This window comes from Kitasatospora sp. CB02891, assembly GCF_002803145.1.
Classification (GTDB): Bacteria; Actinomycetota; Actinomycetes; order Streptomycetales; family Streptomycetaceae; genus Kitasatospora; species Kitasatospora griseola.
In genome coordinates, this window is record NZ_NNBO01000021.1 from 72,719 (window position 1) to 88,494 (window position 15,776).

The 15,776-nt window shown below is 71.3% G+C and carries 12 protein-coding genes; 10 read left to right on the forward strand and 2 right to left on the reverse strand.

Annotated elements, in window-relative coordinates; genetic code table 11:
- Nucleotides 1–3: 3 nt before the first annotated feature.
- The gene (locus CG736_RS32935; RefSeq protein ID WP_232734341.1) at nt 4–957 is read right to left on the reverse strand and encodes a hypothetical protein; all 954 of its coding nucleotides are present in this window, start codon (nt 955–957) and stop codon (nt 4–6) included.
- A 263-nt stretch (nt 958–1,220) separates the two neighbouring features.
- On the opposite strand from CG736_RS32935, the gene CG736_RS32940 reads away from it, so the two are divergent.
- The 8 genes from CG736_RS32940 to CG736_RS32975 all read left to right on the forward strand — a co-directional run bounded on the left by CG736_RS32940 (nt 1,221) and on the right by CG736_RS32975 (nt 11,900).
- On the forward strand, nt 1,221–1,973 hold the full coding sequence (locus CG736_RS32940; RefSeq protein ID WP_100589785.1) for an SDR family oxidoreductase: 753 nt from the start codon (nt 1,221–1,223) through the stop codon (nt 1,971–1,973).
- 52 nt (nt 1,974–2,025) lie between these two features.
- Complete coding sequence (locus CG736_RS32945) at nt 2,026–2,256, forward strand: hypothetical protein (protein WP_043909817.1); 231 nt, start codon at nt 2,026–2,028, stop codon at nt 2,254–2,256.
- Between the two features lies 1 nt (nt 2,257).
- On the forward strand, nt 2,258–2,824 hold the full coding sequence (locus CG736_RS32950; RefSeq protein ID WP_100589786.1) for a Clp protease N-terminal domain-containing protein: 567 nt from the start codon (nt 2,258–2,260) through the stop codon (nt 2,822–2,824).
- A 183-nt stretch (nt 2,825–3,007) separates the two neighbouring features.
- Nucleotides 3,008–4,378, forward strand: a complete 1,371-nt coding sequence (locus CG736_RS32955; protein WP_100589787.1) for an ABC transporter substrate-binding protein — start codon at nt 3,008–3,010, stop codon at nt 4,376–4,378.
- Between the two features lie 112 nt (nt 4,379–4,490).
- Entirely contained in the window at nt 4,491–5,516 is a 1,026-nt protein-coding gene (locus CG736_RS32960; RefSeq protein WP_100589788.1) for a carbohydrate ABC transporter permease, read from the forward strand.
- The gene (locus CG736_RS32965) at nt 5,513–6,469 is read left to right on the forward strand and encodes a carbohydrate ABC transporter permease (protein ID WP_232734342.1); all 957 of its coding nucleotides are present in this window, start codon (nt 5,513–5,515) and stop codon (nt 6,467–6,469) included. Before CG736_RS32960 ends, CG736_RS32965 begins: the two co-directional genes overlap by 4 nt.
- A 202-nt stretch (nt 6,470–6,671) precedes the next feature.
- A complete protein-coding gene (locus CG736_RS32970) occupies nt 6,672–9,785 on the forward strand; it encodes an Ig-like domain-containing protein (protein ID WP_157815826.1) in 3,114 nt (1,037 codons plus the stop codon).
- Between the two features lie 600 nt (nt 9,786–10,385).
- Nucleotides 10,386–11,900: a DUF4153 domain-containing protein gene (locus CG736_RS32975; RefSeq protein WP_100589790.1), complete on the forward strand. Its 1,515-nt coding sequence runs from the start codon at nt 10,386–10,388 to the stop codon at nt 11,898–11,900.
- 184 nt (nt 11,901–12,084) lie between these two features.
- On the opposite strand, the gene CG736_RS32980 is transcribed toward CG736_RS32975, so the two are convergent.
- Nucleotides 12,085–13,638 (reverse strand): MFS transporter, encoded by a 1,554-nt coding sequence (locus tag CG736_RS32980; protein WP_369880797.1) that lies wholly within the window; start codon nt 13,636–13,638, stop codon nt 12,085–12,087.
- Between the two features lie 137 nt (nt 13,639–13,775).
- On the opposite strand from CG736_RS32980, the gene CG736_RS32985 reads away from it, so the two are divergent.
- Both CG736_RS32985 and CG736_RS32990 read left to right on the forward strand, forming a co-directional pair.
- Nucleotides 13,776–14,405 carry a TetR/AcrR family transcriptional regulator gene (locus CG736_RS32985; protein WP_100589792.1) on the forward strand — a complete coding sequence of 210 codons (630 nt, stop codon included), beginning with the start codon at nt 13,776–13,778 and terminating at the stop codon, nt 14,403–14,405.
- Nucleotides 14,406–14,676: 271 nt separating this feature from the next.
- Nucleotides 14,677–15,360 (forward strand): ribonuclease HII, encoded by a 684-nt coding sequence (locus CG736_RS32990; RefSeq protein ID WP_100589793.1) that lies wholly within the window; start codon nt 14,677–14,679, stop codon nt 15,358–15,360.
- The last annotated feature ends 416 nt before the right edge of the window (nt 15,361–15,776 follow it).

Below are 15,776 nucleotides of genomic sequence, written 5' to 3' on the forward strand. Positions count from 1 at the left end.
CGCTCACTGCACGGCGGCGCAGCGCGGGTGGTCGAACGAGGTGGGGCAGACAGGGTGTAGCCGCGGCCGATCTGCACCATCGGCGGGTCCGACGGCCGGCGGTGCCCGACCGGACCCGGCGGGGGCCGGCGGTCCTCCAGCGGGATCCAGCTGCCGCTCCCACCGTCCCACTCCCGGGAGTCGACGGTGAACAGCGGCCGGTACGCGGCCCCGCAGTCCGCGCACTCCATCGGCCAGGGGTCGCAGAAACTCCACGGGCCCAGCCGCCGACCTTCCAGCCCGGCGTGACCGACAGCTCGTACTGGGTAGTACGCGTCGTCCGGGCCCCGGTCGCCCTCCGGGTGCTGCGCGGCCTCGCCCCACGCGTACAGGCAGCGCGCACGGCTCGGGCACGTAGTGGCCGTAGTGGTCGACGTCCAGGGGCGCCGGCGGATCGGCGAGCAGCGCGCCGACGCCCGCGGAGTCGCGCCAGACCAGGTGGGCGGCGGGCAGCGCGTCGTCGTGGTCCAGCGGGCACCACAGCACCTGCAGCAGGTCCGCCCCCTCGGGGCCGGTGAGCCCGGGGACATCGCGCAGGTACAACTGGGCGACGGGAAGCAGCGGATTGGGCCCGGCGTGGGCCGGGTGCCCGGCCTGGAGCCGGTCGAGCAGGTCCCGCTGCGCCGGGTCGAGCAGGTTCTCCCCGGCCTCGCGCGGGCGCAGCCACCGCGCCCCCAGCAGCGCCCGGCTCCGGCGGACGTCGTCGAGCGAGACGGGCGGGCTCCAGTGGTCGTGCGGCCGCGTGCAGATCGGCCACTGTTCGTCGGCCGGCCACAGCAGCGGGCCGCCCACCGAACCCTCGTGGACGCCCGGCTCGCCCGGCCGCGGGTGCAGGCGCACCGCCTGCCGGGCCGGCGGCGCCAACTCCGGGAACAGGGCCGCGATGTCGACCGGGCGGGGCGGAGTGGTTCTGGCCATGGGAGTCCTTCCGCAGCTGCTCGGCCGTACCGGCGGCACTCTGTGCGGTCGCGCCCACAGCGCCGTCGTCGTCCTTGCCGGGGCGAACTCGCCTGCCGGGACGACCAGTTCGCGGTCCTGCACCTGCCGCCGCCGCTCGGGTGCCCGGAGGTGCGGGGAGCCGGCGCGGGCCGCCCGGGTCCGACCCCGTTCCCCCGGGTGCGTGGGCCGGGCTGCCGGAGGCGGGTGGCGCGGGCAGGCTGGGGGCGGAGAGGGGTGACGCGATGCGGCAGATCGTGGTGACGGGCGGGACGGGGACGCTGGGCCGGGTCCTGGTGCGCCGGCTGCTGGCGCGCGGGTGCCCGGTGCGGGTGGTGAGCCGGCAGGCGCACACGCCGGGGGAGCACGGCTGGGCGGTCGCCGACCTGGTGACCGGGCGCGGGCTGGGCGCGGCGCTGACGGGCGCCGGCACGGTGGTGCACTGCGCGACCACCAACGGCAGGCGGGACGTGGACGCCACCCGGCGGCTGGTCCGGGCCGCCCGCGAGGCCGGCGTCCCGCACCTGGTGTACGTGTCGATCGTCGGTGTGGACGCGGTGCCGCTCGGCTACTACCGGGCGAAGGCGGAGTGCGAGCGGCTGGTCGCCGAGTCCGGTCTCGGCTGGACGGTGCTGCGCGCCACCCAGTTCCACGACCTGCTGGTGCGGATGCTGGACGGGCTGTCGAAGGCGCCGGTGCTGCTGCTGCCGCGCGGCGTGGCGTTCCAGCCGGTGGACGTGCGGGACGTCGCCGAGCGGCTGGCGGACCTGGCGGAGGCCGCCCCGGCCGGGCGGGTGGCGGACTTCGGCGGCCCGCAGGTGCGTCCGGTGGAGTCGCTGGCGGAGGAGTTCCTGCAGGCCAGGGGGCGTCGGCGGCCGGTGCTGCGGGTGCCGATGCCGGGCGGGGCGGTGAAGGCGCTGCGGGCGGGCGGGAACCTGGTGCCGGAGCACGCGGACGGGCGGATCACCTTCGCGGAGTACCTGGCGGAGCGGTACTGATTTCTGTCAACCAGGGTTGACGCGCCGACCGGTGTCAACCTATGTTGACACCATGAGCGAGACGAGACAGCTCGCGGCCGACGCGAGCAGCGGCGACCCGGCGATCGGCCTGCGCGCCGTCCGGGCCCTGCGCGACCTGGCCGACCGGCTGGAGGAACTCCAGGTCGGCAACGCCCGCGGCAAGGGCTGGTCCTGGCACGACATCGCGGTCTGCCTGGGCGTCACCCGGCAGGCAGTGCACAAGAAGTACGCCAAGCGGACGACGGAACGGGGAGGGGACTGAGATGTTCGAACGGTTCGCGACGGAGGCCCGTCGCACGGTGACGCTGGCGGGCGACGAGGCGCAGCGGCTGGGCCACCGCCACCTGGGCACCGAGCACCTGCTGCTCGGCCTGCTGGCCCAGCCGCAGGATCCGACCGCCCGGCTGCTCGGCCGCTTCGGCCTGGACCTGGGCGCCGGCCGGCTCGCGGTGGCCCGCGCGCTGGGCGGCCCGGACCCCGAGCGCGACGGCGCCGCGCTGGCGACGATCGGCATCGACCTGGCGGCGGTGCGCGAGGCCGTCGAGTCGACGTTCGGCCCGGGCGCGCTGGACGCCCCGCCGGCCGGCGGGCGCTCGCGGTGGAGCGGGCCGCGGTTCACCGACCGGGCCAAGCGGGTGATGGCGCTGTCGCTGCGGGCCGCGGCCGACGGGCGGGTGCGGCGGATCGAGACCGGCCATCTGCTGCTCGGCCTGATCCGCGAGGGCGGCGGCACGGCCGTGCGGCTGCTGCGCGAGCGGGGTGTGGACCTGGCGGACCTGGAGCGGGAGGCCGAGGCGATGGCGGCGGACGGACGGGCCGAGGCCTCGTAGCACAGCGCGGTCACAAGTGGGGCGCCGGTCGATGAAGGTCGAACGCGCTCCTTGGCGTGGGGTGACCCGTGGGTTAACGTCTTTGAGCCAGCGATCAGCTGGGTACACCCACATCTCCGGTACAGCGCAGTGTTGTGTTCGTCTTACGGCTGGCATGTCCATGCCCTGGCAAGGAGGACCGCATTGACCACCCCTGTGACCACTGGACGCCGGCGGCTACTGGCTGTCCCGGCCGTTCTGGCACTGGCACTGACAGCCGCCTGCTCCAACAGCTCCTCGTCCGGCGGCGGGAGCGGTTCGTCGGCCGCCGCGCTCACCGGTGACTGCGCCAAGTACCAGGCGTACGCGGGCCATTCGGGCACCAAGGTGTCGATGTACGCGTCGATCCTGGCGCCGGAGTCGGACTCGCTGGAGAAGTCCTGGGCCGACTTCAGCTCGTGCACCGGCATCAAGATCGTCTACGAGGGCTCCAACGACTTCGAGTCGCAGCTGCCGGTCCGGGTGGCCGGCGGCAACGCCCCCGACCTGGCGATCATCCCGCAGCCCGGACTGCTCGCCCAGATGGTGAAGAGCGGCAAGGTGGTCAAGCCCCCGCAGCAGACCGTCGACCAGGAGAACAAGTGGTCGCCGATCTGGAAGACCTACGGGTCGGTCAACGGCACGTTCTACGCGGCGCCGATGAGCGCCAACATGAAGTCCCTGGTCTGGTACTCCCCGAAGGCGTTCAAGGCCGCCGGGTACGAGGTCCCGAAGACCTGGGCCGACCTGATGGCGCTCAGCGACAAGATCGCCAAGGCCGGGGCCATGAAGCCCTGGTGCGGCGGCATCGGCTCCGGCACCGCCACCGGCTGGCCGGCCACCGACTGGCTGGAGGAGGTCGTCCTCGGCAGCTACGGCGGCGACGTCTACGACCAGTGGGTCAGCCACAAGGTGAAGTTCTCCGACGAGAAGATCACCACCGCGATGAAGACCGTCGCCGACTGGATGCAGAACCCGGCCTGGGTCAACGCCGGCTTCGGCGACGTCAAGTCGATCGCCACCACCACCTTCCAGGACGCCGGCACCCCGATCCTGCAGAACAAGTGCGGGATGCTCCAGCAGGCGTCCTTCTACCGGGCGCAGTGGCCCAAGGGCACCGACATCGGCCCCGACGGCGACATCTTCGCCTTCCGCCTGCCCGCGGTGAACCCGCAGGTCACCAGCCCGGTCGAGGGCGGCGGAGAGTTCGCCGCCGCGTTCTCCGACCGGCCCGAGGTGCAGGCCGTGCAGAACTACCTGTCCAGCTCCGACTGGGCGAGCAGCCGGGTGAAGGTCTCGCCCGGATGGGTGTCCGCCAACCAGGGCGTCGACAAGAGCCTCTACACCGACCCGATCGACAAGCTGTCCGCCGACGCGCTCACCGACCCGGCGGCCACCTTCCGCTTCGACGCCTCCGACCTGATGCCCGCCGCCATCGGCGCCGGCGCCGAGTGGAAGGCGCTCACCGCCTGGTTCGCCGAGGGCCAGTCGATCCAGAAGACGGCCGCCGACATCGACGCCGCCTGGCCGCAGTAGGCCGGGAACCCCGGACAGCGCGGGCGGAGCCGTCCGCCCGCGCTGCCCTCCCCATGCCCTGCGGCCACCCGAACGCCCTGAGATCACCAGGTCTTGAGGAAGGACCCCGCGCATGCCCACCGACACCCGGCTCGCCGGGCCGGCGCTCCACCTCGCGGACTCGCTCTGGCAGGACGCGGCAGTCAAGTTCGGCAACACCGCCGGCGCCGTACTGGGCTTCGTCGGCCTCCTGCTGGCCGTCTTCTTCGCCGCCGGCCGCGCCACCGGACGGTTCTCCCGGCCGCTGGCGATCGTGCTGATGCTCGGCCCGGCGATCGTGCTGCTGCTCACCGGCCTGGTGGTGCCGCTGCTGCGCACCGTCGCGCTGAGCTTCCTGGACGCCGACAGCGCCAAGTTCGTCGGCGGGAAGAACTACGGCTGGGCGCTGACCAGTTCACCCATCCACGGGGTGCTGCTGAACACCCTGCTGTGGCTGGTGATCGCCCCCCTCGCGGCCACCGGGCTCGGCCTCGCGCTGGCCCTGATGGTGGACCGGATGCGCGGGCAGGCGATCTACAAGTCGCTGATCTTCATGCCGATGGCGGTCTCCCTGGTGGCCGCCTCGATCGTCTTCAAGCTGGTGTACGAGTCGCGCGGCGCCGGCCAGAACCAGGTCGGCCTGCTCAGCCGACTCGCCGTCGCGCTCGGCTGGGACGACCCGCCGAACTGGATCCTGTCCCAGCCGCTGAACAACTTCCTGCTGATGGCCGTCCTGGTCTGGGTGCAGACCGGCTTCGCCATGGTGGTGCTGTCCGCCGCGATCAAGGCCATCCCGGACGAGATCACCGAGGCCGCCCGGCTCGACGGGGCCACCGGGCTGCGGCTGTTCCGGCACGTCACCGTGCCGATGATCCGCACCACGCTGGTGGTGGTGCTCACCACCATCATGATCATCACGCTGAAGGCCTTCGACATCGTCCGCACCATGACCGGCGGCAACTTCGGCACCCAGGTGCTCGCCAACGAGATGTACTCGCAGAGCTTCGAGCAGTACAACTACGGCCGCGGCAGCGCCCTCGCGGTGATCCTCTTCCTCGCGGTGGCCCCGCTGGTGGTCTACAACATCGCCCTGCTGCGCAAGGAGCGTGCGACCAGATGAGCGCCCAGCCCACCCTGGCCCCCACCGAGGCCGCGAAGCCCGAACTGCCGCCCGTGAAGGCCGTCCGACGGTCCTTCAGCAGCCCGCTGGCGAGCGCGCTGGTGGTCGCCGTGACCGCCCTGTGGACCATCCCGACCGTCGGCCTGCTGGTCACCTCGCTGCGGCCCAAGGGCGACGTCGCCGCCACCGGCTGGTGGGAGGCGTTCGTCCACCCCGACCTCGGCCTGGAGAACTACCGGTCGGTGCTGTTCGACAACTCCTTCGGCACCTCCGGCGGCCTGATGCCGTACCTGGTCAACTCGGTGGCGATCAGCGTCCCCGCCACCGTCTTCCCGCTGGTGCTGGCCGCGATGGCGGCGTACGCGCTGGCCTGGGTGCGGTTCAAGGGGAGCGACGCCCTGTTCTTCGTGATCTTCGCGCTGCAGATCGTGCCGCTGCAGATGGCGCTGATCCCGCTGCTGCGGCTGTTCTCCGGCGGCGCCCACCTCGGGTCGGTGACGGTGATCCCGGCGCTCAACCTGAAGGACACCTACCTGCCGGTGTGGCTGACCCACACGATGTTCGCGCTGCCGCTGGCGATCTTCCTGCTGCACAACTTCATCGCCCAGCTGCCCCGCGACCTGATGGAGGCCGCCGTGGTGGACGGGGCCTCGCACTTCAAGATCTTCCGCTCGATCGTGCTGCCGCTGAGCGCCCCCGCGCTGGCCTCGTTCGCCATCTTCCAGTTCCTGTGGGTGTGGAACGACCTGCTGGTGGCGCTCACCTTCGCCGGCGGCAATCCGACCGTCGCGCCGATGACCTCCCGGCTGGCCCAGCTGTCCGGCTCGAACGGCAGCCGCTGGGAACTGCTGTCGGCGGGCGCCTTCCTGTCGATGGTGGTGCCGCTGGCGGTGTTCTTCGCGCTCCAGCGCTACTTCGTCCGCGGGCTGCTGGCCGGGTCGGTGAAGGGCTGAGCCGTTCATTCAGGTGTTGAACACATCGAGCTGTGTTGAAGGTGTGCAGACACACTGGTCGGATGCGGAGCGTTCGCGTTCGAGTTGGCCGGAAGTCGTGGCTGTGATGTGAGGGTTCTGCGGACGCGCCGGGGTCGGAGCCGATAGGACGGAGGACGGCACTTCTGCCGTTCATCCGGTCATCCGACCTTGGGGGGTTGGCGTGAGGTTCAGAAAACGGCTCGCCGGGCTGCTCGTGGCCCTGCTCGCATCCACCGGACTGATGGCGGGGCCCGCGGCACACGCGGACACCACCGCCGTCCTCGGCAACAACACCACCGGCACCGCCACCGACTCCGGCGATTCCAACTACATCAACACCTCGCGCTTCGTGACCGGCGCCAGCGGCGGAACGGTCAACAGCGTCAGCGTGTACGTGGGCGCCGTCGGCGCCACGCCGAGCGACCAGTACCAGGTCGCGGTGTACGGCGACGTCGCCGGCAAGCCCGGCCCGCTGCTCGGCGCCTCCACCTCCGGCACGCTCACCGCGCACACCTGGAACACCCTGCCGGTCGCCGCCACGCTGGCGCCCAACACGCCCTACTGGCTGGCGTACAACTCCAACGGCGTCTCCGCCGCGGTCAACAACCTCAACTACGCCACCGGCGGCCAGAGCGGCTACTCCACCGGCGGCCAGGCCTTCGGAACCTGGCCCAGCAGCTTCGGCGCCGTCTCCACCGGCAACCTCAACTACTCGATCTACGCCACCTACACCCCGTCCGGCGGCGGCAGCACCACGCCCGGCAGCGGCCCCGGCAACGAGGGCCCGATCCTGCTGGTCACCGACCCCGCCAACCCGTACACCTCGTACTACGGCGAGATCCTCAAGGCCGAGGGCCTGAACTACTACAAGACCGCCGACATCGGCACCGTCACCGCCGCCACCCTCGCCTCCTACGACGTGGTGCTGCTGGCGGAGAACCAGCTGACGGCCGCCCAGACCACCATGTTCACCACCTGGGTGAACGGCGGCGGACGGCTGGTCGCGATGCGGCCCGACAAGCAGCTCGCCGGGCTGCTCGGCCTCACCGCCACCACCGACACGCTGGCCGACTCCTACCTGAAGATCGACACCACCGCCGCGCCCGGCCTCGGACTGACCTCCGACACCATCGGCTACCACGGCACCGCCGACAAGTACACGCTGAACGGCGCCACCGCCGTCGCCACCCTGTACAGCGACGTTGCCGTGGCCACCACCAACCCGGCCGTCACGCTGCGCACCGCCGGCACCGGCCAGGCCGCCGCGTTCACCTTCGACCTCGCCAAGTCCGTGGTGCAGACCCGCCAGGGCAACATCGCCTGGGGCGGCCAGCAGCGCGACAACGTGGACGGCATCGAGGCCAGCGAGATGTTCTTCGGCACCGGGGGACAGCTCAACTGGAACAACCTCGACAAGGCGCAGATCCCGATCGCCGACGAGCAGCAGCGCCTGCTCGCCAACCTGATCACCACCATGGACGCCGCCAAGAAGCCGCTGCCGAAGTTCTGGTACTTCCCCCGCGACGTCAAGGCCGTCGTGGTGATGACCGGTGACGACCACGGCATCGGCGGCACCACCGGACGCTTCGACGGCTACATCGCGCAGAGCCCGGTCGGCTGCAACGTCGCCAACTGGGAGTGCGTGCGGGCCTCGTCCAACGTCTACGCCAGCGGACCGATGACCGACGCCCAGGCCAAGGCCTACTCCGACCAGGGCTTCGAGATCGGCACCCACATCACCACCAGCTGCACCCCGTGGGGCACGCCCACCGACCTGGCGAACGTCTACACCACCCAGATCGCCGCCTGGAAGGCCAAGTTCCCCTCGCTGCCCAACCCGGACAGCACCCGCACCCACTGCGTCGAGTGGGACGACTGGGCCAGCCAGGCCAAGACCAAGCTCGCCAACGGCATCCGGCTGGACACCGATTACTACTACTACCCGGGCAGCTTCGTGCAGGACCGGCCCGGTTACTTCAACGGCACCGGCCTGCCGATGAAGTACGCGGACACCAACGGCGCCACCATCAACGAGTACCAGGCCACCACCCAGCTCACCGACGAGTCCGGGCAGTCCATGCCGGGCACCGTCAACACGCTGCTGGACAACGCCTACAACGCCAAGGGCTACTACACCGTCCTGACCGCCAACATCCACACCGACTACGCCGCCTCCACCGCGTCCGACCAGGTCATCGCCTCGGCCAAGGCGCACGGCACCCCCGTGGTCTCCGGCCGGCAGCTGCTGAACTGGCTGGACTTCCGCAACGGCTCCGCGTTCTCCGGGATGGCGTGGAACGCGAACACGCTGAGCTTCAGCATCACCGGCGGCGCGAACGGCCTGCGGGCCATGGTCCCGGTCAACTCGGCGGGCGGCACCCTCACCGGCATCAAGCAGGGCACCACGGCCGTCAACTACCGGATCGAGACCATCCACGGCATCACGTACGCCTTCTTCGACGGCAACGTGGGCTCCTACACCGCGACCTACGGCACCGACACCGTCCCGCCGACGGTCACCGGCTCCGTCCCGGCCAACGGCGCGACCGGCGTCGCCGCCACCGCCCCGGTGAAGGCCTCCTTCAGCGAGCCGGTCCAGGCCGCGACCGTCACCTCCGCCAACGTCACCCTGAAGACCACCACCGGTGGTACCGCGGTGGCCGGCACCGTCGCGCTGGACGCCGCGACCAACACCGTCACCTTCACCCCGACCGCGGCCCTCGCGCTCAACACCGGCTACACGCTGGGCATCGCCAACGTGAAGGACCTGGCGGGCAACACCCAGGCCGCCGCCTACTCCGCGGCCTTCACCACCGCCGGCGCCCCGCCGCAGACCATCGGCAACAACGCCGTCGGCACCCAGCTCGACGACACCAACTCCAACCACCTCAACGGCTCGAAGATCACCACCGGCGCCGCGCCGATCGCGCTCACCTCGCTGAACGCGCACATCGGCCAGACCAGCGCCTCGCCCAACAACCAGTTCCAGATCGCCGTCTACAGCGACAACGGCGGCTCGCCGGACGTCCTGCTGGCCACCAGTTCGGTCGGCGTGCTGAGCTCCAACGCCTGGAACAGCGCGACCATCAGCTACACCCTGGCCGCCAACACGACCTACTGGCTGGTCTACAACTCCAACGGCACCAGCTCCACCGTCAACAACATGCACTACAGCTCCGGCCCCGCCGGGTCCGGCGTCTACAGCAGCGCGAGCGTCCCGTTCGGGACCTTCCCGGCGAGCTTCGGAACCGCCGTGAAGGACAACCTCGTGTACTCGCTGTACGGCACCTACTGATCGGCAGCTGTTGATCGGCACTCGCTGATCGGGACCTGTTGATCGGCACTTGCTGATCGGGACCTGCTGAGCGGGACCGTTGTTCCTGTCTGTGCTCCCGCCGCCGGGGCGGTTTGTGTCACAACTCTGTGACCAAGCCGCTCCGGCGGCTTTTTGAACCTGTTCAGAAGTGGCGCCCGGGTCCTAGAGTCACCGGCACGAACAGGCGTGCGGCTGGCCGAAAGTCGGCGCGCGCCCGCATTCTGAGGGGGTTTCATGTCGCAGTCGTCCGACTCCAGCGACAGCACCGGTTCCGGAGGATCGGGCGGCACGGCCGACGCTGGTGGCCCTGGCGGCACTGCCGGTGCCGGCGGCTCCGGTGGCTCTGCCGCTGTCGGCAGCTCCGGTGGTTCCGCCGGCGTCGGTGGCTCTGGCAGTTCCGGTGGCCGGCCGCAGTCCGGGGCGGGGGCGAGCGGGGGGCCGCGGCCGTCCGACCCGTTCGCGCCGCCCCCGACGGCTGGAGTGGGGGCAGTGCCGCGGCCCGGGGCGTTCGCGAAGGGAGCGCCGGTCGGCGCAGCTGCCGGGCCTGCGACAGGTGGCAACCCGTACCAGTACCGGCCGGTGGATCCGCTGCCCGAACCGGAGTGGCTGCGGCCCAGCAAGCCCCGGGCCGCCGCGCCCGCCCGCCTGCGGGTACTGATCGCGGCCGCGGTGTCCGGTCTGGTCAGCGCGCTGGTGCTCGGCGACGGACTCGGCATCAACCTGCTGCTCTGCGCCGTGGCGGGCGCGGCCGGCGCCGGGATGACCGCACTGGGCACCGGACGGCGGATCAAGCCGTGGCACCTGGTGTTCGCCGTGGCGGCGCTGCTGCTCTGCGTGGTGCCGGCCGTCAGCGGTGCGGACGGGGCGGTGATGCTCGCCGTGCTCGCCGCGATCTGCCTCGGCTCGCTCACCCTGCACGGCGGCGCCCGCTGGATCGGGGTGGCGATGGGATCCATCGGACTCTGGGCGCACTTCATGCCCGGGCTCGCCTGGGGACTCCGGACGCTGAAGGAGCGCCGCTTCCCGGCCAGGGCCCGCGTCGGGCAGGTGGCCAAGGCCGTCGGCGTCTCGCTGCTGCTGCTGGTGGTCTTCGGCACGCTGTTCGCCGGCGCCGACTCCACCGTCGCCGACCTGCTCGCGCACCTCGTCCCCTCGGTGGAGCCCGGGGAGACCCCGCTGCGCTTCGTGTTCTTCACCGGCGGAGTGCTGCTGGCCCTGGGCGCCGCGCGCGCCGCCGCCGCCCCGCGCCGCTGGGACCGGACCGAGATCCGCGCCGGCAAGGAACGCGGACGGCTGGAGTGGGCGATGCCGCTGGCGGTGATGAACCTGCTGTTCGGCACCTTCGTGGTGGTGCAGCTGGTGGTCCTGATCGGCGGCTACGGCTCGATCATGCGCCGCACCGGGATGACCCCTGCCGCCTACGCCCGCCAGGGTTTCTGGCAGCTGCTCTGGATCGCCGTGCTCACCCTCGTGGTGGTCGCGCTCGCCAAGTACTGGGCGCCGCGCAGCAACGCGGGCGACCGGCGGCTGGTCAAGGTGATGCTCGGACTGCTCTGCACGCTCACCCTGGTCGTGGTCGGCACCGCGCTGGTCCGGATGAGCCTGTACATGGACGCCTTCGGACTCACCCGACTGCGGGTGAACGTCGCCGCGGTGGAGATCTGGCTCGGTCTGGTCTTCCTGATGGTGCTGTGCGGCTCGGTGCTCTCCTCCCGCCGTTGGCTGCCCCGTGCGGTCGTGCTCAGCGCGGCGCTGGCCGTGGCGCTGTTCGGCCTGCTGCGGACCGACGGCCTGATCGCCGAGCAGAACGTCGACCGCTACCGCACCTCGGCGGCCCGCCTCGACCTCGCCTACCTGCGCGGCCTCTCCGTCGATGCCGTGCCCGTGCTGGACCAACTGCCCGACGACCTGCGCACCTGTGCGCTCCAGCCGATCGCCGCCGAGCTGGCCGACGAGCCCGCGCCCTCCTGGTACGCCATGAGCCGGGCCGAGGCCCGCGCCCGCGAGATCCTCGCGGCGCACCCCGTGGTCTGGGACCGCGGCCAGGCGTGCCGACGGGTCGGGCTGGTCGAGGCGGGGAGCGAGTACCGCTGACGGTCGGTGGCGGCGGGAGGGCCGGTTGGCCGGTTGGTTGGCTGGCTCGGCTTCGCGGTTGGTGGCCGCTGCTTGGCGGGTGCTGACTGCTGGTGCCGGGTGCGGTTGCGGGTGCCGAGCGAGGGCGGGGGAGGGGCTGAGCTCCGCCCCCGCCCTCCGGGGCGTCAGCCTGATCGGCGCGGCGTCATATCGCTATTCCGGCCGGGGTTTCGGCGGGCAGGTCGGAGGCCTTCGCCTTGACCACGAACAGCGCGGACAGCAGCGCGACGGCTGCGAACGCCACACCCACCACGAAGGCGTGCGAGACGGCGTAGGCCAGCACTTCGTTGGCCCACTTGCTGCCGGGCGGGAAGGTCTGGTGCTGCTGGGCGTACTGCAGGTCGGTCGGGGTGGCGTGGGCGAGGAAGTCCGGCTGTTGGCGGTTGCCCTCGGAGGTGGCGGCCTTGGCGAAGACCGTGGTGAGTATCGACAGGCCGACCGAACCGCCGATCTGCTGCACCGAGTTGAGCAGACCCGAGGCGGCGCCCGTCTCGTGGGCGGCGACTCCGGAGACCGCCATCAGCATCACCGGGACGAAGATCAGGCCCATGCCGAAGCCGAAAGTGACCGTCGGGCCGAGGACACCGAGCGGGTAGCTGCTGTTCACGTCGGTCTGCGTCAGCCAGCTCAGCCCGATCGTCACCAGAATGCTGCCGGTGGCCAGGAACGGCTTGGGCCCGAGCCTCGCCTGGAAGACCGAGGCGAGTTGCGCGGCGACGATGATCGCGACGCTGATCGGGAGGAAGGCCACACCCGCCTTGAGCGCGCTGTAGCCGAGGACGCGCTGAACGAAGAGCGTGACGTAGAAGAAGATGCCGAACATGGCCGCGGCCAGGCAGAGCATCATGATCAGGCCGCCGGTGCGGTTCCGGTTCCGCAGCAGCCGCAGTGGGGTGATCGGTTGGGCGGTGCGCTGTTCGATCACCGTGAACGCGACCAGCAGGACCGCGCCGACGGCGAACGAGCCGATCGTCACGCTGTCACCCCAGCCGGCCTTCGGGTCCGCGGCGTGGATGAACCCGTAGACCAGGCTGACCAGGCCGAGGGTGGAGGTGAGGGCGCCGGGCAGGTCGAACGTGCCCGGGTGCCGCTCGGACTCGTTGATGTAGCGCGGTGCGGCGATGGCGATCAGCACGGCGATCGGCACGTTCACGAAGAACACCCAGCGCCAGTTCATGTACTCCGTGAGCACGCCGCCGGCCAGTAGACCTATCGCGGCGCCCGAACCGGCCACCGCCGAGAAGACGCCGAAGGCTCGGTTCCGCTCCGGCCCCTCCTTGAAGTTGGTGGCGATCAGCGCGAACGCCGTGGGTGAACAGATCGCACCGCCGATGCCCTGCAGTGCGCGGGCGGCCAGCAACATGCCGCCGTTCTGCGCGAAACCGCCGAGCAGCGAGGCCAGGCCGAACAGCACCACGCCCACGACGAACACCCGCCGACGGCCGAGGATGTCGCCGGCCCGGCCGCCGAGCAGCAGCAGGCCGCCGAACGTCAGCGTGTAGGCGTTGATCACCCAGGACAGGTTCGTGGTGGAGAACTTCAGCGCGTCCTGGATGTGGGGAAGCGCGATGTTCACGATGGTCGCGTCGAGGACGACCATGAGCTGAGTGGCCGCGATGACCGTGAGCGTGATGCCCTTGCGTTGATCGCGACCGGCCCCCGGCGGAGCCGACTTGCTGAGCGTGTCGGAGATAGCCACTGTTGTGCCCCCTGCTGGCTACTGCTATCGGTTGCTGTTTCGGTAAGGTGCTCGGCGATGCAGATAGTGAACGGTCTCGTTCACTGCGGGGGACATTAGTCGGCACCGATAGTGAACGCAACCGTCTTTTAGGGTGGATGACGATGGATCAGCCGGACCGGCGACAGTCGGCCGACGGCCCCGCAGGGGGAGCTCCGCTGCGCAGGCGCGGCAAGGCGCTGGAGACCGCGATCTTCGAGGCCGCGCTCGACCAGCTCACGTCCGGCGGGTTCGCCCGGATGACCATGGAAGGGGTGGCCGGCGCCGCGCAGACCGGCAAGGCCGCGCTCTACCGGCGCTGGGCCTCCAAGGCGGACTTGGTGATGGACGCGCTGGTCGCCGCCATGCCGCCCCCCACCGGCATCCCCGATCTCGGCTCCGCGGAGGCCGAGCTGCGGCACGTCGTCCAGGGCTACATCGTGGTGCTGAACTCCCGACTCGGTGCGGCCGTTCGCACCCTGATGGGTGAACTCGACCACGAGCGCGCCGAGTTCTTCAAGGGCTTCCTGCACGAGCGGGTGGTCGAACCGACCGCCGCAGGCATCCTCGGCATCCTGCGCCGCGGCGAGGCCCGGGGCGATGTCCGCAAGGGCGCCGCGGTGTCGACGGTCGCCGACGTGATGCCGGCGATGCTGCTGTACCGGGCCAAGTTCTGTGGCGGGGTGTGCGACGAGGAGTTCGGCGAGGAGCTGCTCGGGCAGGTTCTGCTGCCGATGGTCAGGCCGTAGCGCGCACGGGGTGGCGCGGCGCGGGCGCGGCCGGGCGGCGAGCCTCGGGTCGGTCGGCACCGGCTCTGGGGCCTGTGCTGGGCTTGCGCGGGCCCTGCTCGGGCGTGTGGCTCGGGTCCTGCGCGTTCTGGCCCTTCGCGGGCCGTGCGTGGGCCCCGCTCGGGCAGGTCGGGGCGGGTCGGGCTGTCCGGGCGGCGGCGTAGGCTGAAAGCAGTCGGGGCGTGCTCGTGCGCGGGCCCGGCTGTCGATCTGTCCAGTGAAGGAACCTTCGATGCCGTACGACCCTCCGACGCACTCGGTCGAGCGTTCCCTGCGCCGGGCCGGAGCCAACCTGGTCGTCGGGCTGGACGAGGTGGGCCGTGGTGCCTGGGCCGGGCCGGTCATGGTCGGTGCCGCCGTCACCGGGCTGCGCCGCCCGCCGGAGGGGCTCACCGACTCCAAGCTGCTCACCGAGCGGCGTCGGGAGGCGCTCGTCCCGGTCCTGGAGGACTGGGTGACCGCTTACGCGATCGGCGCGGCCTCGTCCCGGGAGTGCGACGACCTCGGCATGACGGCCGCGCTGCGGCTGGCCGCCGTCCGCGCCCTGGAGGCGCTGCCGGTGCAGCCCGACGCGGTGATCCTGGACGGCAAGCACGACTACCTGGGCGGCCCGTGGCGGGTTCGCACGGTGATCAAGGGCGACCAGTCGTGCGTCTGCGTGTCAGCCGCCTCGGTGCTGGCCAAGGTCCGGCGGGACGCGCTGATGGCCGAACTCGGGGTGGACCACCCGGCCTTCGCGTTTGAGGAGAACGCCGGCTACCCCTCGCCGACCCACCGTGCCGCACTGGAGGAGCTCGGTCCCACCGAGCACCACCGCCTCTCCTGGGCCTACATGGATGCCCTGCCGCGCTGGAGCCACCTCAAGCGGCAGCGGGTCCCGGTCGATGCCGGCGAGCAGCTCTCGCTCGGCTTCTGACCGCTTTCGGCGTCGCTCGCGGCGCGCCCTCGGCTTCGCGGCTGCACCATCGGCCTCGTGCTGCGGCCCGGGCGTCTCTGCGCGCCGTGCACTCCGGCGGCCCAACGCGCCCTCGCGCGGTCGAACAATCCGATGGTTCGCCGTGATTCTTGGGAGTCCCCCACGGGCCTCCTGGGGGTCGTGGGAGTAGCCGCCTCTGCAGTTTCTGACGGTTCGTCAACATTCATCCATCCGTCACTCGAACGTTGTCGTGTGCCCGCGTGCGGACGGCCAGACTTCCAAGTGGTGGGGTGCCCGTGCGCATCCGACCGGCATTTGATAGGAATCCGGGTATGCCTGTCTTCCCCGAGGAGCCGGAGATTCACGAGACGATCCCGGGCCCCGGCGTTCCCCTTCCCCACAAGTCGGACGCACCT

What these genes read in the sequence shown, in the direction of transcription:
- CG736_RS32935 (WP_232734341.1), bottom strand. Translation starts at nt 957, where the DNA reads ATGGCCAGAACCACTCCGCCCCGCCCGGTCGACATCGCGGCCCTGTTC.
- CG736_RS32940 (WP_100589785.1), top strand. Translation starts at nt 1,221, where the DNA reads ATGCGGCAGATCGTGGTGACGGGCGGGACGGGGACGCTGGGCCGGGTC.
- CG736_RS32945 (WP_043909817.1), top strand. Translation starts at nt 2,026, where the DNA reads ATGAGCGAGACGAGACAGCTCGCGGCCGACGCGAGCAGCGGCGACCCG.
- CG736_RS32950 (WP_100589786.1), top strand. Translation starts at nt 2,258, where the DNA reads ATGTTCGAACGGTTCGCGACGGAGGCCCGTCGCACGGTGACGCTGGCG.
- CG736_RS32960 (WP_100589788.1), top strand. Translation starts at nt 4,491, where the DNA reads ATGCCCACCGACACCCGGCTCGCCGGGCCGGCGCTCCACCTCGCGGAC.
- CG736_RS32965 (WP_232734342.1), top strand. Translation starts at nt 5,513, where the DNA reads ATGAGCGCCCAGCCCACCCTGGCCCCCACCGAGGCCGCGAAGCCCGAA.
- CG736_RS32985 (WP_100589792.1), top strand. Translation starts at nt 13,776, where the DNA reads ATGACGATGGATCAGCCGGACCGGCGACAGTCGGCCGACGGCCCCGCA.
- CG736_RS32990 (WP_100589793.1), top strand. Translation starts at nt 14,677, where the DNA reads ATGCCGTACGACCCTCCGACGCACTCGGTCGAGCGTTCCCTGCGCCGG.